At 53.3% G+C, this 24,787-nt stretch carries 22 protein-coding genes; 6 read left to right on the top strand and 16 right to left on the bottom strand.

Annotated features, from left to right (window positions below; all coding sequences use genetic code 11):
• Positions 1 to 335 precede the first annotated feature (335 nt).
• The 7 genes from RAHAQ2_RS04240 to RAHAQ2_RS04210 all read right to left on the bottom strand — a co-directional run bounded on the left by RAHAQ2_RS04240 (position 336) and on the right by RAHAQ2_RS04210 (position 8,798).
• Positions 336 to 2,594, bottom strand: a complete 2,259-nt coding sequence (locus tag RAHAQ2_RS04240) for a molybdopterin guanine dinucleotide-containing S/N-oxide reductase (protein ID WP_015696058.1) — start codon at positions 2,592 to 2,594, stop codon at positions 336 to 338.
• Between the two features lie 137 nt (positions 2,595 to 2,731).
• Positions 2,732 to 3,970: an MFS transporter gene (locus RAHAQ2_RS04235; protein ID WP_015696057.1), complete on the bottom strand. Its 1,239-nt coding sequence runs from the start codon at positions 3,968 to 3,970 to the stop codon at positions 2,732 to 2,734.
• Between the two features lie 59 nt (positions 3,971 to 4,029).
• The gene (locus tag RAHAQ2_RS04230) at positions 4,030 to 5,286 is read right to left on the bottom strand and encodes an ATP-grasp domain-containing protein (protein ID WP_015696056.1); all 1,257 of its coding nucleotides are present in this window, start codon (positions 5,284 to 5,286) and stop codon (positions 4,030 to 4,032) included.
• Between the two features lie 47 nt (positions 5,287 to 5,333).
• On the bottom strand, positions 5,334 to 6,065 hold the full coding sequence (locus tag RAHAQ2_RS04225; protein ID WP_015696055.1) for an SDR family NAD(P)-dependent oxidoreductase: 732 nt from the start codon (positions 6,063 to 6,065) through the stop codon (positions 5,334 to 5,336).
• On the bottom strand, positions 6,062 to 6,793 hold the full coding sequence (gene hilB / locus RAHAQ2_RS04220; protein ID WP_015696054.1) for a 3(1)-hydroxy-L-isoleucine 4-dioxygenase HilB: 732 nt from the start codon (positions 6,791 to 6,793) through the stop codon (positions 6,062 to 6,064). Before hilB ends, RAHAQ2_RS04225 begins: the two co-directional genes overlap by 4 nt.
• A gap of 62 nt (positions 6,794 to 6,855) precedes the next feature.
• On the bottom strand, positions 6,856 to 7,749 hold the full coding sequence (gene hilA / locus RAHAQ2_RS04215) for an L-isoleucine 3(1)-dioxygenase (protein WP_015696053.1): 894 nt from the start codon (positions 7,747 to 7,749) through the stop codon (positions 6,856 to 6,858).
• Between the two features lie 77 nt (positions 7,750 to 7,826).
• On the bottom strand, positions 7,827 to 8,798 hold the full coding sequence (locus RAHAQ2_RS04210) for a transporter substrate-binding domain-containing protein (RefSeq protein ID WP_015696052.1): 972 nt from the start codon (positions 8,796 to 8,798) through the stop codon (positions 7,827 to 7,829).
• Positions 8,799 to 8,917: 119 nt separating this feature from the next.
• On the opposite strand from RAHAQ2_RS04210, the gene RAHAQ2_RS04205 reads away from it, so the two are divergent.
• On the top strand, positions 8,918 to 9,838 hold the full coding sequence (locus RAHAQ2_RS04205) for a LysR family transcriptional regulator (protein ID WP_015696051.1): 921 nt from the start codon (positions 8,918 to 8,920) through the stop codon (positions 9,836 to 9,838).
• 216 nt (positions 9,839 to 10,054) lie between these two features.
• Entirely contained in the window at positions 10,055 to 11,062 is a 1,008-nt protein-coding gene (galR, locus tag RAHAQ2_RS04200; RefSeq protein WP_015696050.1) for an HTH-type transcriptional regulator GalR, read from the top strand.
• Here the strand turns inward: galR and RAHAQ2_RS04195 are convergent.
• From RAHAQ2_RS04195 to RAHAQ2_RS04175, 5 genes are read right to left on the bottom strand one after another with little or no spacing between them, the layout of a single operon-like run.
• Positions 11,059 to 11,508: a GNAT family N-acetyltransferase gene (locus tag RAHAQ2_RS04195; protein WP_015696049.1), complete on the bottom strand. Its 450-nt coding sequence runs from the start codon at positions 11,506 to 11,508 to the stop codon at positions 11,059 to 11,061. The genes galR and RAHAQ2_RS04195 overlap by 4 nt on opposite strands.
• Positions 11,509 to 11,513: 5 nt before the next feature.
• A complete protein-coding gene (locus tag RAHAQ2_RS04190; RefSeq protein WP_015696048.1) occupies positions 11,514 to 12,287 on the bottom strand; it encodes an FCD domain-containing protein in 774 nt (257 codons plus the stop codon).
• 38 nt (positions 12,288 to 12,325) lie between these two features.
• Positions 12,326 to 12,643, bottom strand: coding sequence for a PTS sugar transporter subunit IIB (locus tag RAHAQ2_RS04185; protein ID WP_015696047.1), 318 nt, complete (start codon positions 12,641 to 12,643; stop codon positions 12,326 to 12,328).
• Between the two features lie 14 nt (positions 12,644 to 12,657).
• Entirely contained in the window at positions 12,658 to 14,094 is a 1,437-nt protein-coding gene (locus tag RAHAQ2_RS04180) for a glycoside hydrolase family 1 protein (RefSeq protein ID WP_015696046.1), read from the bottom strand.
• 25 nt (positions 14,095 to 14,119) lie between these two features.
• Positions 14,120 to 15,463, bottom strand: a complete 1,344-nt coding sequence (locus RAHAQ2_RS04175) for a PTS sugar transporter subunit IIC (RefSeq protein WP_015696045.1) — start codon at positions 15,461 to 15,463, stop codon at positions 14,120 to 14,122.
• A 277-nt stretch (positions 15,464 to 15,740) separates the two neighbouring features.
• Here RAHAQ2_RS04175 and RAHAQ2_RS04170 point away from each other — a divergent pair, with 277 nt between their 5' ends.
• Positions 15,741 to 16,058 (top strand): PTS lactose/cellobiose transporter subunit IIA, encoded by a 318-nt coding sequence (locus tag RAHAQ2_RS04170; protein ID WP_015696044.1) that lies wholly within the window; start codon positions 15,741 to 15,743, stop codon positions 16,056 to 16,058.
• Positions 16,059 to 16,231: 173 nt separating this feature from the next.
• On the opposite strand, the gene lysA is transcribed toward RAHAQ2_RS04170, so the two are convergent.
• Complete coding sequence (gene lysA, locus RAHAQ2_RS04165) at positions 16,232 to 17,491, bottom strand: diaminopimelate decarboxylase (protein WP_015696043.1); 1,260 nt, start codon at positions 17,489 to 17,491, stop codon at positions 16,232 to 16,234.
• A 134-nt stretch (positions 17,492 to 17,625) separates the two neighbouring features.
• Here lysA and RAHAQ2_RS04160 point away from each other — a divergent pair, with 134 nt between their 5' ends.
• The gene (locus tag RAHAQ2_RS04160; protein ID WP_037040511.1) at positions 17,626 to 18,549 is read left to right on the top strand and encodes a LysR family transcriptional regulator; all 924 of its coding nucleotides are present in this window, start codon (positions 17,626 to 17,628) and stop codon (positions 18,547 to 18,549) included.
• Positions 18,550 to 18,613: 64 nt separating this feature from the next.
• Here the strand turns inward: RAHAQ2_RS04160 and RAHAQ2_RS04155 are convergent, their stop codons facing one another.
• Positions 18,614 to 19,777, bottom strand: coding sequence for an MFS transporter (locus tag RAHAQ2_RS04155; RefSeq protein ID WP_015696041.1), 1,164 nt, complete (start codon positions 19,775 to 19,777; stop codon positions 18,614 to 18,616).
• Between the two features lie 218 nt (positions 19,778 to 19,995).
• Entirely contained in the window at positions 19,996 to 20,913 is a 918-nt protein-coding gene (locus RAHAQ2_RS04150; protein ID WP_015696040.1) for a LysR family transcriptional regulator, read from the bottom strand.
• A gap of 115 nt (positions 20,914 to 21,028) precedes the next feature.
• Between RAHAQ2_RS04150 and RAHAQ2_RS04145 the strand changes: the two genes are divergently transcribed.
• Positions 21,029 to 21,898 (top strand): MBL fold metallo-hydrolase, encoded by an 870-nt coding sequence (locus RAHAQ2_RS04145; RefSeq protein ID WP_015696039.1) that lies wholly within the window; start codon positions 21,029 to 21,031, stop codon positions 21,896 to 21,898.
• Positions 21,899 to 22,040: 142 nt separating this feature from the next.
• Here the strand turns inward: RAHAQ2_RS04145 and RAHAQ2_RS04140 are convergent, their stop codons facing one another.
• Positions 22,041 to 22,757 (bottom strand): tetratricopeptide repeat protein, encoded by a 717-nt coding sequence (locus RAHAQ2_RS04140; RefSeq protein ID WP_015696038.1) that lies wholly within the window; start codon positions 22,755 to 22,757, stop codon positions 22,041 to 22,043.
• Between the two features lie 129 nt (positions 22,758 to 22,886).
• Here RAHAQ2_RS04140 and RAHAQ2_RS04135 point away from each other — a divergent pair, with 129 nt between their 5' ends.
• Positions 22,887 to 24,641 (top strand): ABC transporter ATP-binding protein/permease, encoded by a 1,755-nt coding sequence (locus RAHAQ2_RS04135; RefSeq protein WP_015696037.1) that lies wholly within the window; start codon positions 22,887 to 22,889, stop codon positions 24,639 to 24,641.
• Positions 24,642 to 24,787: the final 146 nt, after the last annotated feature.

Below are 24,787 nucleotides of genomic sequence, written 5' to 3'. Positions count from 1 at the left end.
TCCCTGATCTTGAAAGAAAAAGGTTGGGGAAACAGCATACTATAAGCCGCTGAAAAATGACGACAGTCAGAGAGAGTTTAGGAGGGAACTGATCGGCGTGCCGGAATTGAGGTAAAAAAAAACCTACGCATCCGCGTAGGTTGGTGCAAATTTAATCGGTATCAACATACAGAGCACGTTGATGATTCACCAATCAATACCTCTGGGACGTTCAATTTAGCTGGTTTATGAGAACCACCGCCAGCAGGCAATCGCAACATAATCCCGCAAAATGTAACCAGTGGTGAAAATAGGCCCGATTTATCATAAATCAGGCTAAACATTTAAAAACTACCCTAAATAATTTCCACCTCGACCAAGCAACTCATGGCATTCGGCCCCTGCGTCAGGCGCGACGTACCGATATCCAGCGTCAGCACATTCGGGTTTCCCGCCTGCTCGGTTTCCTGCCACTGGCCGCCAAAGCCCGGATCAAACCAGGCGCCGGTGGACATCAGCACCACACCACGCGTGATCCCGTCGTTCAGCGACACGCCCGCCAGACAACTGCCGCGCGCATTGTGCACTTTCACCCGGTCGCCGTCCTTAAGCTGACGGCTGAGGGCATCTTCCGGATGCATGAACAGGGTTTCCTTACCGGCCGTTTTGTTCGCCTGCGCCAGCGGCGACTGATCAAGCTGGCTGTGCAGACGATCTTTCGGCTGAATGGAAATCAGGTGCAGCGGCCACTGTTTCGCACTTTCTGCCCCCAGCCATTCCACCGGCGGCTGCCATTCAGGATGCGGTGCGAAATCTTCATAGCCGTAACCGGCGATGGTTTCGGAGAACAGTTCGATTTTGCCACTGTGCGTCCCCAGCGGATTAGCGCGCGGGCTTTTACGAAATGCCTCAAAGAACACGTAATCTTTTTCCGGCACCGGCAGTTCAACAAAACCGCGCTCCCAGAAGGTTTCAAAATCCGGCCATTCCACGCCGGTACCTTTTTGCGCTTCGCCGCACTGACGGTAAATATGGCGCAGCCACTGATCCTCATTACGCCCCTGAGTGAACTGCTCGCGGTAACCGAGACGATCCGCAATGTCTGCGAAAATATCAAAATCGTTACGCGCCTGGTGTTGTGGCGCAATGGCCTGATGCATCGCCAGCACGAAGCGGTCACGGGACGATCCGCCGATATCGTTACGTTCCAGCGACGTGGTCGCAGGCAGCACGATATCGGCCATCTGCGCGGCTGGCGTCCAGACGTTATCCTGCACAATCACGGTATCCGGCTTCTGCCAGCCTTCCACCAGACGGTTCAGTTGCTGATGATGATGGAACGGATTGCCGCCCGCCCAGTGCACCAGATGAATATCGGGGTAAGTGAGCGTCTCGCCCTGGAATTCATACGGCTGGCCCGGATTGAGCAGCATGTCGCTGATGCGCGCCACGGGGATCGACAAACCAGACGGGTTCGGCCCGGCACTGACGGCTGGCCCCGGCGTGTCATAACGCGGATTACCCACGCTGTTCATCGAACCGTGACCGAAAGAGAAACCGCCGCCCGGCAAACCGACCTGCCCGAGCATGGCAGAGAGGGCGATCATCATCCAGTAAGGTTGCTCACCGCGGTGGGCGCGCTGCACCGAATAAGAACAGGTAATAAAGCTGCGCACCCCGATCAGGTCGTCAGCCAGACGCGCAATACGTTCAGCCGGTACGCCGGTGATGTCGCTCGCCCAGTCAGGGGTTTTCGGGATGCCGTCCGTGTCGCCACGCAGATAGGCGGCAAGCTGCGGATAACCGACACAGTGGCTGGCAAGAAACGCGTCGTCCTGCGCATCGCGGCGCTGAATTTCATAGGCGACGGCCATCATCAGCGCGGCGTCGGTATTCGGGCGGATCGGGATCCACTCTGCATTGACGAATTCCGGACAGTCGTCGCGCATCGGACTGATGTTAATGACGCGGGTGCCTTTCTTCGCCAGCTGTTCCAGCGCCGGTTTCAGGGTATGTTCCACCGCGCCGCCGGACGCCACTTGTGCATTTTTCAGCGCCAGCCCACCAAACGCCACCAGAATGTCAGCGTGCTCGACCACACTTGGCCACGAGGTCACACGTCCGGTCAGCGGGGTAAAAGTGCCGATAACGTACGGCAGAAAAAATTGCGCCGAGCCCCAACTGTAGTTGCCCTGCTGATCTACCCCGCCGCCGCCGGTGAAATAAAAACGGCGCACCAGAGAACGGGCATGATGCAAACGTCCGGCGGATGACCAGCCGTAAGAGCCGTTAAAAATACCGGAAGCGCCGTAACGATCACGCACGCGTTTATTCTCTTCAGCCACCAGATCCAGCGCCTGATCCCAGTCCACTTCGACGAAATCTTCACGGCCACGCAGCGAGCGATCGCTGTTTTCGCGGTGTTTCAGCCACGAACGGCGCACTGCCGGTTTGCGGATACGTTTGTCGGAATAGACCAGCGGCGCAATGGAATCGAGTAAAGGGGAAGGATCGGCATCGGCCTGATAAGGCTCGCAGCGGATCAACCGGCCATCTTCCACCACGGCGGTATAAGCGCCCCAGTGGGCCAGTTGCGGATAGCGTTTTATCGACATATTTTCTATTTTTCTCAGCGCAGATAAGTGACTTTAAAAATACCATTCACGGCGCTGATAACTCAAAGCACAAATGTGGATAAACAGAAAAGGGGATTTTCTCCCCATTATTTATCGTTTGAAAAGAGATGATCCTTTCAGGCCTGCGGCTGCGCGATGACCGGCGGCAGCCAGCTGTGGTAGCCGAAGGCACGGCGGCCAATGACGATCAGCATCAGTCCTAATATCAGCGCAAAAATCAGTATGATGCCGATGATTTGCAACGGCATAAAGCTTCCTGCCAGCACTGTCACCGCCAGGCCGCTAACGGGGACCGAACACATGTTCATCAGGCCAATCAGCCCCATGGTTTTTCCCAGATGTTTCTGCGGAATAATCTGGCTGCGTAAGGTACGCAGGTAGACGCTGAATGCACCGTCAAAAGCCATCAGTAATGCGTAACCTGCCAGATACATCGCATAATCGAGTGAAAGCGACATCAGCGCACCTGACAATATCATGCCGCAAAACGACAGGGTTCCCAGCGTGGAAAGCCCAAAGCGTCTGGCAATTCGCGGCACAAAGAAAAACGTAATGATGGTGACCAGCGCTGCCGAGGTCTGTAATACGCCAAAGTAACTCTCAGGCAGATGAAACTCTTTGAGGATCACCGCCGCACTCACCACCAGCGCCGCACCGTAAACCAGATTCACTACCCAGGTCAGCGCACACAGATGCAGCAGGATTTTATTCTGCCTGAGCACCTGAATCGCCGTAATGTTTGATTGCACAATTGAACGTAGACTCATCTTCTCAGTAACTTCAAGGTCATGAGTTTTGAGGAACAGATAATTGATGGCAGAGACAGCAAACAGCACGGCTGCACAGGCTAAAATCGCCCCGACGCCACCATAAACGGAAATTGCCACTGCCAGCGCAGGGCCCAGAACCTGCGTGGTCTGGTCGACACCCTGTAACATGGAATGGGCTTTCGGCAGAGTTTCTGCGGGGATATGGCGCGGTAACAAAGCTTCGGTGGCAACAAAGTTCAGGACATAGGCCACCGACAGCAGCGCCATCATGACCGCCAGCACCGGGAATGTGGCGCCGGGATGAAAGGTCAGGGTCAGGAAAGCGACCACCATTAACACGCAGCGTCCGGCTTCCACGTTAAAGAAGATAAAACGGGGCCTGATACGGTCAGCCAGAAAACCTGACAGTGGGAAAAACAGAATGCGCGGCAGCCATTCAATCACGAATGCCAGCGAGGAAAAGGTTAAAGAACCGGTCGCTTTCAAAATGGCCAGCGGCACGGCAAACAGCAAAAACTGATCGCACAGTGACCCGGCAAAGCGGGAAAAGACGAAACGTTTTAATCCAAAACGATCACTGTTCATATCATTGCTTTCCTTAAAAAAGTTCGGAAGCCACCCCGCATGAGGTGGCTCGGGTGATATCAGACCTGACGAAGGGTAAACAGCGATCGGGCGTATTGATCGGCAATCGTTAAGTGCTCGTCAAAACCCTGTTCTGCGGCACGCTGTGGCCAGAAATACTCGATAGAACCTTCACGGGTTTTCCACGACACCAGCTTTTTCGACAGATCCAGCGGCTTAGCGGTAACCTGCATATTCACCACGTGAGCTGGCAGGCTGGCGGGCAAGGTGATTTTCTCAATCACGCCAACGTCGGCTTTAATAAAAGCGACGGCGCTCAGGCCGCGAGGTTTGAGCGTCTCCGGCAGCGGTTTAAGTTTGTTCAGATGGCTGAGTACGTGCAGTTCATACGGGTTGATACCGTAGGTTCTTTCCACCAGATCCATGATGGTGTCGCCGCCGGTACGCGCCCCCACTTCGATGATTTTGATCTCCCCGGCAGGCGTAATACGTGCTTCAAAGTGCGCCACCCCGTAACGGATCCCCAGTGCATGACAGGCCCGTTCAGCGATGTCACGCAGTGCCTGATTGTCGCTGTGCAGCGACGGCATACTGTGGCCCACCTCAACAAAATTCGGCTCTTCACCCAGGTATTTGTCGGTAACAGCCATCGCCCGGTGATAGTCGCCCTGATTGATCACCTCAACGCTGACTTCCTGCCACGCCGGGATATACTCCTCGACCTGGAACAAGTCTTCCGGCGCAAAGGATTCACCATTGAGTGAAATCACATCGGTAACGCAGCGGGCGAACACTTCTTCGATTTCCTGTTCGTGACTGATTTTCAACACGCCCAGGCTACCCGCCAGTTCACGGGGTTTAATCACCACCGGCAGACCGAACTCCGCGATCAGTTTTTTCAGTTCAGTGAGGGTGCGAAACGCAGCGAAACGCGGCACCGGCAGACCCGCAGCTTGCAGGATCTGCTTCATCACAAATTTGTCACGGCAGTTAGTGATTGTCTGGCAATCATTGCCGTAAAGCGGGTAATGCTCCGTCAGCAGGCTGGCGGCGCGCACGGTGAAATCATTCATCGGGATCACCGCCGCAGGGGTTTCACCGGTTTCCTGTTGATGAGCCTGCACAGCACGCAGCACAGCTTCTGCATCGGCGACATCCCCCGGTAAAAAGCCGTCGAAAAATTTGATTGTCGGCGTGGTACGGTTTTTTGCCATTGTCAGTACCCGCATTCCTCCTGAGGCACGTAACGCCCCCGCCAGCACACGCTCACGTAAAGCAAACTCGCCGCCAAGGATCAAAATATAGGTGTTGTTCATAATAAAACTCCTGCAAGTCAGTTGTGGCCGTTATGCCGGCCATCGGATTAAAGGTCTTTACCAATCGTCCAGCCGCCATCGATCACCAGCGTGGAGCCGGTCACAAATCGCGCATCAGAAGAGGTGAGATACATTGCCGCTTGTGCCACATCCTGCGTTTCGCCCAGCACAGGCAGGAACTGACCCCGCTGGATCTTCTCCATCTGTGCCGGGTTGTCATAGTAGGGTTCAGTGAGCGGTGTGCGGATAACGCCGGGCGCAATGGCATTCACCCGGATGTGGTGTTTGCCGTATTCCAGCGCCAGCTGTTTCGTCAGGCCGATCACGGCGTGCTTTGAAGAGACATAGGCGGTGCGGTCAGGCTCGCCCATCAGGCCGGAAACCGAGGCGATATTGACGGCATTGCCCGGCAGGTTATGGCGAACCAGTTGCTGACAGAATGCACGTCCGGCAACAAAACTGGCGGTCACGTTGACGGCAAAAACACGTTCCCACAGTGAGAGGGATAATTCATCGATACGGCAGATTTCACGTGTACCGGCGCAGTTTATTAAGACATTGTTATCGCTGGCGTATTCTGCTGCTTCAAACACGCCATCCAGGCGCACTGAATCGGTAATATCCAGCTGGTGATGAACGTAGTCAGGTTCATTGGCGAAAACGGACGGGGAACAGTCAATGCCCTCTACCGCATAACCGGCAGCCAGATAGGCCGCCACCATCGACTGACCGATACCACTGGAGGCACCCGTGATAAATGCTTTATGTTTCAGGCTCATGCTGCTTCCCTCATCGTGCGCTGGAACGTTACCAGAATGATGTCACGCAGTGCCGTCTCCCCCGGCTGGCGGCAGCCGATGGGTGTCACAGCATGGTATTTGTCGTGATTGACCACCAGCGTGTCGAATAGCGCCTCGAGGCGCAGCACCCGCTCAATATTTTTAGGGTTCGGGGCAATCAGATTGTCGCCCCCCAGCATGTTGGCGGAGGCATGGATCAGGTGAACAAACACCACATCCTCATCATCTTTATGCAGCCAGACGGGTGAGCTGTACGCGGGCGCATCGCACTGCGCTTCATAGCGGAATAAATGAATGCCGACACTCAGTTCTTCCATTGGCCCGATACGCCCGTAGGCTTCAACAAAAGCGATGTCATCCTGCAAAATCGCCTGCATCAGGCGGTTAGCGGTAATATTTTCGGGCAGCAAAGGATAATGGCGAACAATACCGCCGGTATCCGGATTGTATTTTTTAGTTTGCTTATATTCCGTAAAATGACCAAAACTGAGTTCACCCTGCGGATTGCGACGGCATTGCGCATAACCGCGCCAGCGATTTCCCGCAGAATAAGGGTCCAGCGTCAGTTGTTCATACGCCAGTTTTAACTGTTCAAGTTCAGAAAGAAAATTATCTTTATTCGCGTAATTTACATCAGGCAACGTTTGATAATAACTGCCGGGAATAAATGCATATCCCCCGGCCGCAAGATGATTAACATATTCCATATAAGACTCGTTATTAATTCAGGACAAAGAGAGAATGAATCACCATGATTAATTCACTTCCGCTAGGTCCAGTACACCACTTTGCTATTATTCAGTCTGCCAATAAAGCGCCCGGCCGTCAGGCGACTTCCCTGACTCACGCTGCTGACGCCGTGCAGATGGCAGGCGTTCATGAAGTAAATATCCCCGGCATTCAGCCGCACGGAGAGTGATTCCACGCCCTGCAACAGGTGCGGAGGATAGGGATAACCGGTGTCCGTCACGCCAAAGCGGGCCCGGCATGGCTCATCCGGATCCAGGTTCCACATTTTCAATTCGCCACCGCCCTGCGCCGCTTCCAGGCACACATTAAACGCGGTCACCGTCATGGCATCGGCAATTTCAAAATCATCCTGCTGCGCAAACTTAAGCTGGGCGCGGTCTTCATGCGGCATCAGCGACATGACACCGTTATCCAGCCAGCGACGGAACGTGGCAAAACAGGCGTAAGAATTCTTATAACGCGCCGGACCAAAATGGATGCCTTCATCAAGGAATAAATCTTCCAGCGTGCGGTTGAGGAACAGCGATTCGGTGGCATAACTGTCCGCGACGGACATCAGTTCTGCCACACTGGCGTTGACCCGGTTCACTTCCGCCATATAGTTTTCACCGTTACGTGAAAACTGCGTGGCGCCAATCTGATTGGTCAGAACAAAACCGTCATCGGCGCGGTTTCCGCCCCCGTTGCGATTGACCATCTGATTAAAGTTTTCAGCCACATCCTGACAGATTTTTTTATTCGCAAAATTACGGATGATATACAGAACATTACCCTGATGATGACCGTGCAGAATAATATTCTTGATAATGCTAAAATCGACACTATCAGGCTGCGTCTCTAAATAACCGAAATTATTTTTTACTGAACCGGACAATACTATCTCTTGCTGTTTTTCTGCCAATAACTCACTCATGATGTTCCTGCCAAAGAAATATTAAAATGATAAACGCACAAAAAATTGTTATTAAAAGGGTCTGTATAAATCAGATATCAGATGAATAAAGGCGAATACAGCATTCCCCCTTGTGACCATAAATTATTATCCCGGCGCGGCTGGTTAAGCTCTGAGTATTTGCCCAAATTACGCTGGAATATTTCCCCGTAATTGCCCACCTGATGAATGATCGCGCGGATAAAATCAGGACGCAGCCCCAGATTTTTACAATGCTGCTCTGACGGGTAAAGGAAGGTGTGCAGGTAACCCGTCGCCTCCTGACTCATTTCAAGAATGTTTTTGCTGGTGACCTGTAAGTTTTCCGCTTCTATCAGCGTACGCATGATCCAGGTCACTGCTTTCAGCCACTGCGTGTCATGAGAGGACACAGCAGGTGACATGGCTTCCAGCGAGATGCGATCCTGCAAGATAATATGCGCTTCTTTGTCTTGCAGCTGAGCACGTTCGCCGGCCAGCAAATAGGAATCGAGACAGTAGATATTGCATTCACCTTGCTGATAAGCCTGACGGGCCTGAGTAGGCGAATCAAACAGTCGGATCTCGCAGGAGAGATTTAAATGTCCAAAGTAACGTTTCAGGTTCTCTTCGGTGGTGGATCCGCGCATGGCCGCTATCCGGCGCTCGCGGGTATACAATGCCTGTTCAACGGGTTCGAGCAAATTACTCGCCGGCGTCATCAGCACTTCGCCATCAAACAGCATCGGATGAACAAAACTGACGTCTGACTCTGCTTCACGCTGGAAGGTAATGCTGGAATTAAATGACCCCAGGTCAATCACTCCGTCACGCAGCGCCCGAAACCGGTCACCGGACTGCAATGGCATATAATGAATTTTTCCGACATCACCTAATACTGCCACCGCTACCGCACGGGCTAAATCAATGTCGAACCCTTCCCAGCAATTGTGCAATACATTACGAAACGACAAACCTTTAAAACCCAGACTAACTCCAACATTCAGCACATCGTGCTGGCGTATCCGTTCAATAACCGTTTGGTCTGACATAGCTAACCCATTAAATAAATTGACTATTATGGCCAATTCTCACCAGAGATTGCCTCTGTTGAACATCATACGGCTTGATGATAATTTGGATAGATATTCCAGAAACAAAAGAGCTATGCGTGAAAAGCACAAATGAGTTAGCCGAACTACTTCCCAGTTTGTCCGTTTTTATCCAGGTGGTTGAAAAAGGGAGTTTTTCTTCGGCAGGACGGGAGACTTCGCTGGCACCCTCTTCGGTGAGCAGGATGATTGACCGGCTGGAGAAGCGCCTCAATGTGGTGCTATTTACCCGCTCGACCCGCTCTGTCGCCATAACCGAGGTCGGACTGGAAATTTACCAGCAGGCGCTGACGGTGCTATCGGCTACGCAGACACTTTTCTCCCGGGCTGATAGCTTCAGTGATACTCCTCAGGGTGTTTTGCGCATCACCGCGCCTAACACACTCGGTAAGATCCTTCTCACACCCTTTTTGCCCGGATTTTTACGCCGCTATCCCGAAATAAACGTCGAGCTGTCGCTGACCGATCGGGTCACGAATCTGACGCAGGACGCTTACGATCTGGCACTGCGCGTCACCGAAAGCCCGCCGGAGAATATGGTCGCCCGTGCCCTGATGCCTATTGATTACGTATTGGTTTGTGCTGCGGATTACGACGAAGCGCTGCCGGATTTCCCGGCAGGGCTCATCAAACACAATATTTTTTTCCCCGATGAACGGCAATTTCGCGGTCCATGGCGTTTCTGGCACAATGAAATCATGGAGACCGTGACGCTGGTTCCACGGCTGATGATCAATAACAGTGACGCCATGATTGATGCCATCTTGCAAGGTGTCGGCATTGCGCTGATCCCTACTTTCATCGCCAACCGCTATATCGCTAATGGTAAATTGCGTCGCGTCTTGCCTGAATGGCGGGTGGAGAATCCCCTGCCGCGCAACACCTACGCCATCACCCTGCCCAATAAACTGCTGCCGCTTAAAACAAGAGTGTTTATCGATGATTTTATGCAGTGGATTAAGGAAGAAGGAAAGGTGTAGACAGAGGCAAGAGGAATGGCGTTTACGTGGTCCAGCGTTTCGCCATTTACCCCGCTCCCGCCGCCCTTTCGCAGGGCGGGGCGTAAAAGCTGCACGATCTTTTCCCGTTACATCGCGCTTACATCAAAAAGTTGCGATCAGCATCCTTGCAGCCACCGGTCTTTTCCGCAAAACTGGTCAGTGTAAACGATTACCCTCACGGAAAATGGAAGTGTTATGGCAACGATTAAGGATGTAGCAAAACTGGCAGGCGTATCGGTTGCGACCGTTTCACGCGTGATTAACCATTCCCCGAAAGCCAGTGACAGTTCGCGGGAAGCCGTACAGAACGCCATGCAACATCTGCAATATCATCCGAATGCCAACGCCCGTGCCCTTGCCCAACAGGCAACCGAAACGCTGGGGCTGATCGTGGCCGATGTTTCCGACCCTTTTTTCGGCGCGATGGTCAAAGCCGTTGAACAGGTCGCGTACGCCACTGGCAATTTTTTGCTGATTGGTAACGGCTACCATAACGTTGAAAAAGAACGTCAGGCCATTGAGCAACTGATCCGTCACCGCTGTGCGGCGTTAGTGGTTCACGCCAAAATGCTGCCGGAAGATGAGCTGACCAGCCTGATGCAGCAAATCCCCGGCATGGTGCTGATTAACCGCACGTTGCCGGGTTTCGAACAGCGCTGTATTGCACTCGATGACCGCTACGGTTCCTGGCTGGCGACGCGCCACCTCATTCAGGCCGGCCATCAGCGCATCGCGATTTTATGTTCCAACCACGGCATTTCCGATGCCAGCGACCGGCTTCAGGGCTATATCGACGCCCTCACCGAACACAACATTCCGGTGGATGACAAGCTGATTGCGTACGCGCAACCCGATGAAATCGGTGGCGAAAAAGCCATGGCCGATTTACTGGGATTGGGCAAAGGATTTACAGCAGTGACCTGCTACAACGACCCGATGGCCGCCGGTGCGTTATCGGTATTAAGCGATAACAGTATTGATGTGCCGGGCGAAATTTCGCTGATTGGCTTTGATGATGTGCTGATTTCACGTTACCTGCGCCCGCGTCTGACCACCGTTCGTTATCCGGTGGTGGCGATGGCAAATCAGGCGGCGCAACTGGCGTTAGCGCTGGCAAATGGTCAGCCGTTACCGGAAACCACCCATATGTTCAGCCCGACGCTGGTACGTCGTCACTCGGTGAGCGGCCCGTCAAACACCTAGAGTGACTGGTGATAGACGCGTACCGGCTTGTCCGGATAATCCAGCGCATCGCCAATGTAGTTCCAGCCAAAACGCTCGTAATAGCCGGTAAATTCAGCGTAGAGATACAACTCCCGGAAGCCGCTGCGGCGGCTCTGTTCCAGCACAAAGGTCTGTAACTGCTGCCCCAGCCCGCACGAACGGAAATCCTCATCTACGTATAACGCCGCCAGCCACGGGGTAAGATCCTGACGGCTGATTAAATCGCAGCGCCACAGGCCCGCGGTTCCGGCCAGTTTATCGCCTTCGAGTGCGATAAAGGTTTGCGGCAAATCTGCGCCGGACAGGCTGCTTCGCACCACGCTGGCAAAAAACTCCCGGCTGTTTTCGCTGCCAAATGCCTGCCAAAGCCAGTCTGTGACCGCGTCCTGAAATTCGGGCCGTTCACTCAGGTTAATAATCTTCATCGTGTTCAGACCATCTTTCCCTGAAAAATCGGCACAGATTCAAACAGATAGCCGTCAAACTCCGGCGCATCCACATCCGACAATTCCATCAGCGTATTTTTCACATTTTCCATGTGCTGCCACATCGCCTGATACGAACCCATGACGTCGCGGCGGCGCAGTGCGGCCAAAATATTCTGATGATCAGCCAGCCATTTCAGGCGGTACCCGCGGGTGGCGATATGGCTGTGTAACTGTTTCCACAGCGGGCTGGAATCGCGGTGCATCCAGATATTTTTCACCGAATCGAGCAGCATCTGGTTTTGTGTCGCACCGGCAATCAGCAGATGGAACAACCGGTCATTATCGCCACTTTCGTCGTTGGCAACGATGGCGATTTGTTCCTGATCCAGCGTGCGGCGCAGATTTTCGATATCCGCTTTGGTCGCCATTTTGGCGGCAAACGCGGCAATATTGCTTTCGAGCAACTGCCGTGCCTGTAAGATTTCAAAGGGGCCGATCTGCCCCTGATACATCAGTTCGTCTTCGCCTTCTTCCTGTGAAGGAATGCGGATCACGTACACGCCGGAACCCTGACGGATATCCACCGTGCCCTCCAGTTCCAGCATCAGTAAGGCTTCGCGCACAATCGTCCGGCTGACGCCGTAGTTTTCCGCCATATTACGTTCGGGCGGCAGGCGGGATCCCACAGCGAAATGCCCTTGCTTGATTTGCTCACGCAGGTCATGCCCGATTTCCTGATACTGCTTTCTGTCCTGCGAAACCACACCTTTTTCCACACAATCACCCTGATGCAAAAAACAAAAAAGACCGGATGTTACTGTATCAGAGATAACGCCTGATCCAGCACTTTTGCACCGTTTAACGTGCCGTAAGCCACCATGTCGATCACCGCAATCGGAATGCCGTGCTCATCAGTCAGCTTTTTATTCTCCGCCAGTTTAAAACGTACCTGCGGGCCGAGCAGCACGACGACAATATCGCGGCCATAGGCTTCAAGTTCATCGCGCAGATTGTTTTCAGGGATCGCGTAAATCTGAAATTCCATGCCACGGGCAGCGGCTTCTTTTTCCATTTTGGTGACCACCAGCGACGTGGACATCCCTGCCGAACAGGCTAAAACGATTCGTTTCATAGTGTTTCCTTAGGTTATTTTTCCTGGTCATCGAGCGTTAAAGACAACACACCACTTTCACTGAGCGATTTAAACCAGTGAGATGATTTCTTCTGACGGCGATCGCGATTGTTCTCAAGATCAATCTCGATCAGCCCGTAACGGTTTTTAAAGGCGTTCATTGGCGAGACATTATCGGTAAAGGCCCAGAGCATATATCCCTGACAATTGGCGCCGTCTTCCCGCGCTTTTAATGTCCAGTAAAGATGCTCGGCAATAAATTCAATGCGATAGTTGTCCTGAATTTCCCCGCTGACGGCATCGCGAAACTGACCTTCATTTTCGATACCCATGCCGTTTTCAGCCACAAACCACGAAATATTTCCGTATTCCGCTTTAATGCGCATCGCCATGTCATAAATAATTTTCGGATAGATTTCCCAGCCTCGCGATTTATTCATCCGGCGTCCGGGCAATTCGAAATGTTCGTAGTAATACGCCGGATGGAATGGTGTGCCTTTATTCCATTCGCGGGACGGTGCTTTCACCCGGTGCGGATAATAAAGATTAATCCCCACTTCATCCACGGTGTTATGACGGATAACCGCCAGTTCCGCTTCTGTATAATCGAAATGTACACCGTGCTTTTCCAGTAATTCCAACAGTTCCTGAGGATATTCCCCGTTAATCATCGGATCCAAAAATACGCGGTTATAGAATAAATCGTATAAATACGCCGCCCGCTGATCATGCGCTGCCGTTGAGCGGGCGTAGGTCACTTCCGGATTTAAAATCACACCGACAGTGCCCGAGGCGTTATACCCTTTGCGATAAAACAGCTCGACGACTCTGGCGGTCGCCAGCACTTTGTGGTGATTCCATTGCATCCATTTCGCAGTGTTTTGCTCGAACGGCCAGCGGATGGCGTCCAGGTAGACGCGGGTCTGCACCACAACCGGTTCGTTGAAGGTAAACCAGCGGCTGACTTTTCCGGCAAAGCGTTCAAAGACTTTTTCCGCGTACAGCACGAACAGATCGACGACTTTTTTCGAGCTCCAGCCATCGTATTTTTCCATCAGAAACGCCGGTAATTCGTAATGCTCCAGGCACAGCATCGGCTCGATGCCATTGCGCTTCATCTCATCGAGCAGGTCGTCGATATACGCGGCGTACTCTTCATCGACTATGCCCAGTTCATAATCTGTCAGAAAGCGTGACCAGTTGACGGACGTGCGGTAATGGCTCAGCCCGCTGGCTTTCATCAGCGCAACATCTTCCTGATAGCGGTTGATGAAATCGGTGGCTTTCGCCGGGCCGTAACCGTTGTGCCAGACGTGGCGGTTATTTTTGTACCAGAGATCCAGATACGAATCCTGCCCGTCTTTTTTGCCGCTCCAGCCTTCGGTCTGCCACGCAGAGGCGGCGGCACCGAGAATAAATCCGTCTGGAATGGCGATTGAAACCTTGCTCATAACGTCCCTCTTTTTCCGGATGGTTTTACGCCGTGGCAGCCTGTTTCTGGCTCTGCTGCATGGCTTCCAGCTGCGCCTGATCGGCACGGCGCGCGGCCACTTTCACGAACGGCAGATAAATCAGCACCGCCACCGCGATGCAGCCAATTTGGGTAACCACCGCGCCCATGGAACCGGCTGTCGACAACCAGGCGTTGATGATCGGCGGCGTGGTCCACGGCACCATCACCACCGCACGTCCGGCGAATCCGAGGCTGGTGGCAAAGTAGCCGATGGTGCCGGTAATCAGCGGCGTGATGATGAACGGAATTGCCAGGATCGGGTTGAGCATAATCGGCATACCGAAAATCACCGGTTCATTGATGTTGAAGAAGCTCGGCCCGAGGGACAGTTTGGCGATTTCGCGCATCTCTTTACGGCGGGTAGCGATCATTACCGCCAGCAGCAAACCGATAGTGCAGCCGGAACCGCCGATGCTCATATACACATCCCAGAACGGCATGGTGATGATATTCGGCACTTCGTGGCCCTGCTCAAACGCAGTCATGTTAACCATGATTGCACCGAGCAACAGCGGTTCGCGGATCGGTTTAATCATCTGGTTGCCGTGAATACCAATCACCCAGAACAGCTGTGCGACAAACATCAGCAACAGAATACCCGGCAGGCTCTGCATCACCGATTCCAGCGGACGCTGGATCACCTGATACACCGCGTCATACAGATACATGCCGGTGACGCGGTGGAATACAAAGCCGAAGGTGGCGACGAGAACCACGGTAATAATGGCGGGGATCAGTGCCGAAAATGAGGCCGACACATTGGGCGGTACGCTCTCCGGCATTTTTATGCGCAGGCCGTTAACCCGTTCCAGACGGGAATAAATCTCGACCGACAGAATGGCAATAAACATGCCGAGGAACAGACTTTTCGTATCGGAGAACTGTTTTGCCAGCACATCTTTCACTTCCTGCATCTGGCCGTTGACCATCATATCGACGGTAGTCGGCGTGACGGCAATAAAACAAATCACCGCCAGCAGGCCGGGAAATAACGAGCGTGAGCCGTTAATTTTCCCGAGTTCGATACCAATTAAAAACACCGCACCGATGGTCAGAAAACTGAGCGTGGCGTAGTTAATACTGCTCATGATCGGTTTGAGCATGGCCAGCCAGGAGAACATTTCAAAGTGGGCTAATCCGTTTTTCGGATCCATCACCATATTTGAAATTAAAACTGAGAATGCCCCCACAATAATGACGGGCATTAACGTGATAAAAGACGCCTTAATAGCCATGATATATCTGAAGCTATTAAAGGTATTGGCGAATCCCCCCAGAGAATCGATAAAGCGGTCTTTCAGTGACATGACAGCACCTCATTTTCTTTTTTCTATACTGCACAGGTGTTGGTTTCGTCTTCACCTTTTATATTGAATGAGGAATAAAGGTGTCGCACGAAGCAGGGTCAGATTCCGGTTCTGTAAATCATCCTGTCGGCCATATTGCGGGAATAATTACGCAATGTGGCATGCCAAAAAATAGCGGAATACGAATTAATTTCTGTGACAGCGTTCTCACATGTGAATATTGGAATTCCAATATGATGAATTCACACTTTTCTGGTATACCAATTTGGAGTTTTCGATGGAATTCGATCTGGAACAAACGGTGATGGAGTTATTGATCAACGCCGGAGAAGCACGCTCTAACGCCATGATGGCGATTCAGCACGCGCGTAAAAAAGAGTGGGCGCAGGCCGATGCGATGCTGAAAGCCTCTGACGACGCGGCGCGTGTTGCGCACAAAGTACAGACACAACTGATTGGCCTGGATGAAGGCGTGGGCAAAATTCCGGTGAATCTGATCATGGTGCACTCGCAGGATCATCTGATGACCGCCATGCTGTGCCGTGATCTGGCAGAAGAGATCGTGTTACTGAGAAAAGAGATGTTTGATAAGTAAGCTCCCTGCTTTGCGAAGAAGTAAAGGCAACTCGATCGGCTCCCTCCCCTGCGAAGGGGAGGGCTGGGGTGGGGTATTAATGACAACTGGGTTGTTTGCTAAACCCCCTCCCAATCTCCCCCTTCGCAGGGGGAGGAGCAAAGCAGACCGTCGCTGATATTCAGGAGCAAAGATTACAGTTCTAAAGCAATTAACTCTTCCACCGTCTGCCTGCGACGAATCAGTCGTGGCACGCCATTCTCAAACAACACTTCCGGCAGCAAAGGACGGGTGTTGTAGTTGGATGACATCGATGCGCCGTAAGCACCGGTGTCGTGGAACACCAGATAATCACCGATATTGACCGGCGGCAGCGGGAAGGTTTCCACTCCGCCGCCTGCCTGCTGGGTGAACACGTCACCGGATTCACACAGCGGACCGGCGATCACGGCATCAGTCAGCGGTTGCCCGCTCACATCGCGACCATCGGCCGGTAACAGTGAAATATGATGATAGCTGCCGTACATCGCCGGACGCATCAGGTCGTTAAAGCCCGCGTCACACAACACAAAGTGACGGCTGCCCATGTTTTTTACCGCACGGATTTGTGCCACCAGCACGCCGGATTCCGCCACCAGGAAACGCCCCGGTTCGATCTCCAGTTTAATCTCATGCCCGAGATGCGCCGCAATCTGCTCACGCGCCCGGTTCCACAGGCCAAAATAGTGGCCGGTATCAATGGATTCTTCTTCAAAATGATACGGGATCGACAGACCGCCACCGGCGGAGATAGCTTCAATATCTTGTCCGGTTTCAATCACCTGACGCACCATCGCATCGCAAACCTGCTCAAGGTGACCATAATCCACGCCGGAACCGATATGCATATGAATGCCCACCAGTTTCAGACCGTAACGGGCGATCTCAGCCAGCGCCTGCGGTAAGTCGGCATACCAGATCCCGTGTTTACTGTTTTCACCGCCGGTATTGGTTTTCTGGCTGTGGCCGTGACCGAAGCCCGGATTAACACGCAGCCACACCGGATGGCCGGCTTTGTGCTGGCCAATCTGGCTGAGCATGTCGATGGAACCGGCGTTCACCGGAATATCCAGCGCTGTCACGCGTTCCAGTGTCGGCTGATCCAGTACGTCAGCAGTAAACACAATCTCGCTGTCTTCGCCGCCCGGAATAAAACCGGCCACCAGCGCACGTTCAATTTCGCCCAGAGAAACGGAGTCGACCTTCACTCCCTGCTCGCGCATCAGGCGCAGGATATGAATATTAGAACAGGCTTTCTGCGCAAAACGAATCACGTCAAACTGACGCAACTGGGCAATGCGCGCTTTGATAATCTCCGCGTCATACGCCCACACAGGGCAGCCAAATTGTTGCGGCAGAGCCCGTAAATTCGCGGCGTTAAGCGCGGTAGTCATGTCGTTCAGAGCGCGTGGCATAAGATTTTCCGTCAGGTGAATTCAGTTATATTTCCCTCAGTATGCCGCGTGGCGGACTGGCGATAAAATATCTATTTCAGGCCAGTCTATTCATTTATGATATGGACTCTTGTCATCGCTTAGCGGATGAAACCATGCCAGCCATTTCACTGCGCCATATCGAAATTTTTCATGCGGTAATGACCACCGGCAATCTGACCGAAGCTGCTGCGTTGCTCAATACGTCACAGCCGACGGTCAGCCGCGAGCTGGCGCGCTGCGAAAAGCTGCTGGATTTACAACTGTTCGAGCGCCTGCGCGGGCGGTTATATCCGACGGTGCAGGGTTTACGGCTGTTTGAGGAAGTGCAGCGGTCATATTACGGGCTGGACAGGATTATCAGCGCAGCGGAAGGCATCCGTCAGTTCGAGCAGGCGCAGCTGTCGATTGCCTGCCTGCCGGTATTCAGCCAGTCGCTGCTACCTGCGGTGTGTAAGCCGTTTCTTGACCGCTATCCTGACGTCAGTTTCAATATCGTGCCGCAGGAATCGCCGCTGCTGGAAGAATGGCTGTCGGCGCAGCGCCATGATTTAGGACTGACGGAAAATACCCAGACGCCCGCCGGGACCGAGCGGCAGACGCTGCTGACGCTGAACGAAGTGTGTGTGCTGCCTGCCGGACATCCTCTGGCCGCAAAACAGCGACTCACACCACAAGATTTCAGCGGGCTGAATTATATCAGCCTGTCGGCGACCGACAGTTACCGGCAACTGCTGGATACGTTATTTATGGAACAACAGGTTACACGGCGGCTGGTGATGGAAACCCACAGCGCCGCGTCGGTGTGCAGTATGGTGCGGGAAGGCGCGGGCGTGTCGATCGTCAACCCGCTGACTGCATTGGATTATTGTGACAACGGACTCGTCCTGCGGGAATTCAGCGTCGCCGTACCCTTTACCGTCAGCCTGATCCGGCCGTTGCACCGCCCCGCTTCGGCGCTGGTCACCACATTTATCGAACATTGCCATCAGCAGGCGCAACGCTTTGCCGGGCTTCTCGAGGCCGCGCTGATGCGCTGAACAGAAAAAAATAAGGCCACGCCGGAGAAATCCCGCGTGGCCTTTACGCTTTTCTGTGGCTGAATTACGCGGCCACTTTTTCCGCTTTCTTCGCCGCACGGCGGAAAGTGATCACACACAGTACGAAACCGATAGCGCCCAGTCCTCCCGCCGCCAGCGGCACGGTGCCCAGTCCCATTCCGCGTTCAATCACCGCGCCGCCCACCCAGGCCCCCAGCGCATTGCCGACGTTAAACGCCGCAATGTTCAGGGTCGACACCAGGTTTGGCGCGTTTTTACCGTAGGTCACCACGTTAACCTGCAACGCCGGAACCGCCGCGAAATTCACCATTGCCCAGATAAACAGCGTGATTTCCGCCGCCAGCAGATGCACGCTGGTATAGCTGAACAGGACGGAAAATATCGCGATCATCAGGAATGTCAGGGTCAGTGAAATACCCAGACGCCAGTCCGCCAGACGCCCGCCCAGTACGTTACCGATGGTCAGACCGAGGCCGATCAGCAACAGCGTCCAGCTGACACCGTGCTCAGACACGCCGGTGATTTGTGTCAGGATCGGCGCGATATACGTGAACAGCGCAAACATCGCCGCCGCAAAGAAAATCGTGATCGACAGCGACAGCCATAACCCCAGGCTGCCCAGCGCACGGATTTCCTTACGCAGATTGGTCGGCTCTTCTTCTTTCTTATCTGGCAGCTTTTTATACAGCGCGAACAGCGAGGCCACGCCAATCACCGCCACCACCCAGAACGTTGAACGCCAGCCAAAAGCCTGTCCGAGCGCGGTACCGAGCGGAACGCCCAGTACGTTAGCCAGCGTCAGGCCGGTGAACATCAGCGCCACCGCAGAGGCCCGGCGGTTAGGCGCCACCAGACTTGCCGCTACCACCGCGCCAATCCCGAAGAATGCACCATGGCACAGCGCGGTGATCACACGCGCCAGCATCAGGAAATCGTAGCTGTACGACAGTGCGCACATCACATTTCCGATGATAAAGATGCTCATCAGCAGCAGCAGGGTTTTCTTTCGCGGCAGTTTTGCCGTCAGCACGGCCATGATCGGTGCACCGATCGCCACGCCCAGCGCGTATCCGCTGATTAACCAGCCTGCAGAAGGGATACTGACATTCAGATCCCCCGCCACGTTAGGGAGCAACCCCATGATGACAAATTCAGTAGTACCGATGGCAAACGCGCTGAGCGCCAGTGCCAGGAGTGCGACAGGCATAAAAACTCCGGATATTATCGTTATGATTAAAGGCTCCGGCATTGCGCCGGAAGGGCTTAAATACCACGTTGATCACACTTTTGACCAGACGCAGTCTGTGCCCTTACTGCCTGAAAATCACCCGATATCCGTATTAATCTTTACATAACAATACATTGTATAACATGCAGCAAAGCGAAAAAGGAACCGTTCCCAGGGTGGCATCGCCTGCCAGCGGCTCAGTGTTTTTCATCCTTCAGCGACAGCCAGCGCGGATGACTTTTAAACCACTCCACCAGAAAATCGAGCAGCGCACGCAACGCCGCAGGCATTTGCCGCCGTGACATGTAAATCGCATAAATCCCCATCTCCTGTGGCTGCCACTCGCTGAGTAAGGCTACAAGCTGGCCGCTGGCAATCAGCGGTGCCGCCGAATAATAGGGCTGCATGACGATCCCCGCGCCTTCCACCGCGCCGGTAAGTAGTACCAGCGATTCGTTGGCACTGAGGTTTCCGCTCACCGGAATCGCGACCTGTTCCCCCTGGCGTTCAAACTGCCACAGGCTTTTGCCGAACCAGGTGTACGTCAGACAATTGTGCACCGCCAGATCCTGCGGATGTTGCGGCGTGCCCTGCGCGGCAAGATAAGCCGGAGATGCACAGACGACCGACGGACACAGCGCCAGTGGCCGGGCGATCAGGTTAGGATCCAGATCGTTGGTGATGCGCAGCGCCAGATCGATCCGGTCTTCCACCAGGTTGATCGCCCGGCTTTCCAGCTGAAGATCAATGCTTACCTGCGGATGTCGCCGCAAAAACTCGCTGACCGCAATCACCACCGCACCCTGCCCGAACGACGGCGAGCAGCTCAGACGCAGCAAGCCGCGTAACGCTTCATTTCCTGTGTCCGCCACGCTGCCCATTTCCGCCGCCACCGACAGCATTTTCCGGCAGCGCGCCAGCGTATTTTCGCCCGCATCCGTCAGGCTGAGTTTGCGGGTGGAACGGTGCAACAGGCGTGCGCCCGACCACTTTTCCATCTCCGACAGATAACGCGTCACCATTGCCCGCGACATATTCAGCGATTCGGCGGCACTGACCATGCTTCCCCGTTCAACAATGGCAACAAACACTTGTGCAGCGGTAATTCTGTCCATGATTCGTCCGGTTTATGCAACAAACAGTTGCGCATTATCCGGTTTTTCCTGCGGATTATGCAACGTACAGTAGAGTCTTACTGAACGTGATTATTTATGCTTCTGAGGAAATATTATGCAACTCAAACACCTGACGTTAATCGCCGCGCTGCTGGGCAGCAGCCTGTCTGCTCACGCCGCCAGTGCACTGAAAATGGACGTGTATAACCCCGGTGAAAAAAGCGTTTTCCCGGTTTCTTCTGAAATTATTACCGGCGACAAAGAAGCGGTTTTGATCGACGCACAGTTCCAGCGTAATGACGCCGAAAAACTGGTGGAGATGATCAAAGCCACCGGCAAGAAACTGACGACCGTGTACATCAGCCAGTCCGACCCGGATTATTACTTCGGGCTGGATGTCATTCATGCCGCCTTCCCGGAAGCAAAGATCATCGCCACGCAGGCAACCCTCAATCAGATCAACGCCACTAAAGACGGCAAAGTCGCGTTCTGGGGCCCGCAGCTTAAAGACAACGCGCCAAAATCTGTCGTGGTTCCCGAAGCGCTGCAAGGCAAAACGTTTGAACTGGAAGGGCATAAATTTGAAGTGAAGGGTGTGGACGATGAGCGGACGTTTGTGTGGATCCCGTCGCTGAAAGCAGTGGTGGGCGGTGTACTGGTGAATGGCAATAACATGCATGTCTGGACAGCAGATACGCAAACGCCGACCTCGCGTAAACAGTGGGTAGAAGCACTGGATGAAATTGCCGCTCTGAAACCGGAAACCGTGGTGCCGGGGCATTACCTGCCGGGCGCGCCGAAAACGTTGGAATCGGTGAAATTCACCCGCCAGTATCTGCTGACGCTGGAAAAAGAATTACCGAAAGCGAAAGATTCCGCCGCGCTGATCGCCGCCATGAAAAAACATTATCCGCAACTGAAAGAAGAATCTTCTTTAGAACTGAGCGCAAAAGTATTGAAGGGCGAAATGAAGTGGCCGCAGTGAATATGACCTGAGTCGGCGCCCTCTTCGGCTAAAGGCATACGTCGAGCGGCTCCCTCCCCTGCGAAGGGGAGGGTTGGGGTGGGGTATTACAGCAAAATCAAAAAGTTGAAATGTACATTGACGAGGTGCTCCCCCTTAATACCTACTGCGTCACCCGCACAAATTCGCCTTCGGCCTGCACGTTGTGACCGAAACCGCAGTCATGGGTGGTGTGAAGTTTAACGCTCTGTGGCGTGAAGTTCATGTCAACGCTGCACTCGCCGCCCGCAACGGCGGCATCGTCAGTTTCATGGTAAATCGCGTGGTTATCTTTAATGGCCGTCACCACTGAAAATTCGCCCATGTTCGGGCCATAATAGAGCGACATCTGCCCCATATATAATCCACTGAAATCGATTTTAAACTGCGCCTCTTCGGCCTTCACTTCGAGGATATTCCAGCTGCCAAATCCCGCATATTGCCAGTAAATCCCTGCCGGACTTTCCGCTGGCGGCAAGGCAGCCAGTTTTGGCTGCATCTGGCTCAGGTTGTATTGTGATTTTTTGTCAGCAGGTGCCAGCATCAGCCAGGCTTTGGCTTTCAGATAATCGCCCTGCTTTATGTAGGTCAGCGCAATGTTGTTGTAGGCCGTGGCGATCTGGTCTTGCGGCTTATGGCAAAACTCACTCCAGGCGACCTGATTACGGAAAATGTCCCGGGCTTTGCCCATATCGCCCTGCTGGTAAGCCACTTTTCCGGCAGCGGCATAAATTCCGGCTTTAACACAATCGGCATTGATATCCGGTTCATCAATCTGGGCAAACGCCTGAACACTGGCAAAACATCCTGCCACCAGCAGTAAATTCACTGCGACTTTCATCAAACATCCTTCTACTTTTGTGGTCTACAGAGCTTCGTGCTGGAAAAACATCCTTACAAGTGGCTCATTGCCCTATCGCACTGAGCCACTCATTCTGGGATGATTGGCTTTACAACATATCGATTACACATGGCTATTATGACTAAAAAACCTGGGAAATCGGCGCAATGGGGCGCCGTCTGGCAGTTAATTAAGCCTTACTGGCGCTCAGAAGAAAAGTGGCGTGCCTGGGGCATGTTGACCACAATTATCATCCTTTCGCTGGCCGGTGTGTACCTCAGCGTACAGTTTAACGAATGGAACCGTGTCTTTTATGACGCGCTGCAAAACAGAAACTATCCGGTTTTCAAAGCCCAGTTGTGGAAATTTACCTGGCTGGCGCTGCTGTTCATCGTTATCGCCATCTACAGGGTTTATCTGACGCAGGGCCTGCAAATGAGCTGGCGGCGCTGGATGACAGAAGAGTATATGGAGAAGTGGCTGACCAATCACGCCTATTATTACACGGAGTATCAGCATCAGGTGGATAACCCCGATCAGCGTATTTCCGACGACCTGAATGCTCTGACCAGCGGGACTCTTTCTCTGGTGCTCGGTCTGCTGTCGAGCGTGGTGACGCTGTTCTCGTTCGTGTTTATTTTGTGGTCCATCAGCGGGCCGCTGAATTTTATGCTCGCGGGCCATCATTTTGAAATTCCCGGCTACATGCTGTGGTTTGCGCTGCTGTATGCCGCCATCGGCTCCTTCATTATCTGGTATATCGGTAAGCCACTGGTAAGACTCGGATTTAATCAGGAATGGTTCGAGGCGAACTTCCGTTTTGGCCTGATCCGTATTCGTGAAAACAGCGACGCTATCGCGCTCTATCACGGGGAGAAAAACGAGCATGACCAGCTGACCGGCAAGTTTGAATCCATCAAAACCAACTGGTGGTCAATCATGCGCGTGACCCGTCGTCTGAACGTCGCGACCAACTTTTACGCACAGTTTGCCAATATCTTCCCGATCCTGGTGGCCTCGCCGCGCTATTTCGCGGGTGCCATTCAAATGGGTGCGCTGATGCAGATTGCTTCAGCGTTCGGTCAGGTACAGGGCGCGTTGTCCTGGTTCATCGATGCCTTTACCGATCTGGCAAACTGGAAAGCCACGGTTAACCGTCTTGCCGGTTTTAATGCGGCAATCGATCAGGTTAACGCTCAGCCGCGCGGTATCAGCGTAGGCAAAAGCACCGAACACGCCTTACAGCTTGATAAACTGACGCTGAACCTGCCGAACGGTAATCCGCTGTTTTGCAATATTTCTGCTGCCATGCAACCGGGCGAACGCGTGCTGATTGCCGGGCCTTCCGGTTGTGGTAAATCAACGCTGCTGCGTGCAATTGCCGGTATCTGGCCTTACGGCTCCGGCCATATTGCGCTGGCGGAGGGTAAGCGTTATCTGTTCCTGCCACAGCGCAGTTACATTCCAATTGGCACGTTGCGCGATGCGCTCAGTTATCCTGACGCCAGCCGTGAATATACTGATGAACGGTTGCAACAGGTGCTGACACAATGCCGTCTGTCACATCTGGCGGCGGTAGAAATTCTGGATGATTACGCCAACTGGAGCCAGCGCCTCTCGCCGGGTGAACAGCAGCGGCTCTCCTTTGCCCGTGCGCTGTTGATCAAACCCGATACGCTGTTCCTCGACGAAGCCACCAGCGCACTGGATGACGAAACCGAACAACAGGTATACGCTCTGCTGCTGAGCGAATTGCCGGACACCTCGGTTATCAGTGTGGCGCACCGGAATTCGGTCGCAAAATATCATCAGCACTGCTGGCGTTTCAAAAATCAGGAAAATGGCCCGTGCGGATTCACTTCCACTGCGCTGTTGCCTGAATAACGCCTGATTCCGGCGAAAAGGTTTCAAAATGCAGAAAGGTTGCTGATGTCAGCAACCTTTATTTTTTGTGTGTGCTGAAACCCATTTTGGGCAGAAAACCAACAGGGTGGCTGGCTGGTTTGTATAGCTGACTATACAATCATTCT

Origin of the sequence: Rahnella aquatilis CIP 78.65 = ATCC 33071 (assembly GCF_000241955.1) — a bacterium.
GTDB lineage: Bacteria > Pseudomonadota > Gammaproteobacteria > Enterobacterales > Enterobacteriaceae > Rahnella > Rahnella aquatilis.
The sequence above is the reverse complement of the archived record's forward strand: the minus strand, read 5'-3'. Positions and strand labels throughout refer to the sequence as shown.

Excerpts from the sequence above, each read along its gene's own strand:
- RAHAQ2_RS04240 (WP_015696058.1), bottom strand. The coding sequence starts at position 2,594 with ATGTCGATAAAACGCTATCCGCAACTGGCCCACTGGGGCGCTTATACC.
- RAHAQ2_RS04235 (WP_015696057.1), bottom strand. The coding sequence starts at position 3,970 with ATGAACAGTGATCGTTTTGGATTAAAACGTTTCGTCTTTTCCCGCTTT.
- RAHAQ2_RS04230 (WP_015696056.1), bottom strand. The coding sequence starts at position 5,286 with ATGAACAACACCTATATTTTGATCCTTGGCGGCGAGTTTGCTTTACGT.
- RAHAQ2_RS04225 (WP_015696055.1), bottom strand. The coding sequence starts at position 6,065 with ATGAGCCTGAAACATAAAGCATTTATCACGGGTGCCTCCAGTGGTATC.
- hilB (WP_015696054.1), bottom strand. The coding sequence starts at position 6,793 with ATGGAATATGTTAATCATCTTGCGGCCGGGGGATATGCATTTATTCCC.
- hilA (WP_015696053.1), bottom strand. The coding sequence starts at position 7,749 with ATGAGTGAGTTATTGGCAGAAAAACAGCAAGAGATAGTATTGTCCGGT.
- RAHAQ2_RS04210 (WP_015696052.1), bottom strand. The coding sequence starts at position 8,798 with ATGTCAGACCAAACGGTTATTGAACGGATACGCCAGCACGATGTGCTG.
- galR (WP_015696050.1), top strand. The coding sequence starts at position 10,055 with ATGGCAACGATTAAGGATGTAGCAAAACTGGCAGGCGTATCGGTTGCG.
- RAHAQ2_RS04195 (WP_015696049.1), bottom strand. The coding sequence starts at position 11,508 with ATGAAGATTATTAACCTGAGTGAACGGCCCGAATTTCAGGACGCGGTC.
- RAHAQ2_RS04185 (WP_015696047.1), bottom strand. The coding sequence starts at position 12,643 with ATGAAACGAATCGTTTTAGCCTGTTCGGCAGGGATGTCCACGTCGCTG.
- RAHAQ2_RS04180 (WP_015696046.1), bottom strand. The coding sequence starts at position 14,094 with ATGAGCAAGGTTTCAATCGCCATTCCAGACGGATTTATTCTCGGTGCC.
- RAHAQ2_RS04175 (WP_015696045.1), bottom strand. The coding sequence starts at position 15,463 with ATGTCACTGAAAGACCGCTTTATCGATTCTCTGGGGGGATTCGCCAAT.
- RAHAQ2_RS04170 (WP_015696044.1), top strand. The coding sequence starts at position 15,741 with ATGGAATTCGATCTGGAACAAACGGTGATGGAGTTATTGATCAACGCC.
- lysA (WP_015696043.1), bottom strand. The coding sequence starts at position 17,491 with ATGCCACGCGCTCTGAACGACATGACTACCGCGCTTAACGCCGCGAAT.
- RAHAQ2_RS04160 (WP_037040511.1), top strand. The coding sequence starts at position 17,626 with ATGCCAGCCATTTCACTGCGCCATATCGAAATTTTTCATGCGGTAATG.
- RAHAQ2_RS04155 (WP_015696041.1), bottom strand. The coding sequence starts at position 19,777 with ATGCCTGTCGCACTCCTGGCACTGGCGCTCAGCGCGTTTGCCATCGGT.
- RAHAQ2_RS04150 (WP_015696040.1), bottom strand. The coding sequence starts at position 20,913 with ATGGACAGAATTACCGCTGCACAAGTGTTTGTTGCCATTGTTGAACGG.
- RAHAQ2_RS04145 (WP_015696039.1), top strand. The coding sequence starts at position 21,029 with ATGCAACTCAAACACCTGACGTTAATCGCCGCGCTGCTGGGCAGCAGC.
- RAHAQ2_RS04140 (WP_015696038.1), bottom strand. The coding sequence starts at position 22,757 with ATGAAAGTCGCAGTGAATTTACTGCTGGTGGCAGGATGTTTTGCCAGT.
- RAHAQ2_RS04135 (WP_015696037.1), top strand. The coding sequence starts at position 22,887 with ATGGCTATTATGACTAAAAAACCTGGGAAATCGGCGCAATGGGGCGCC.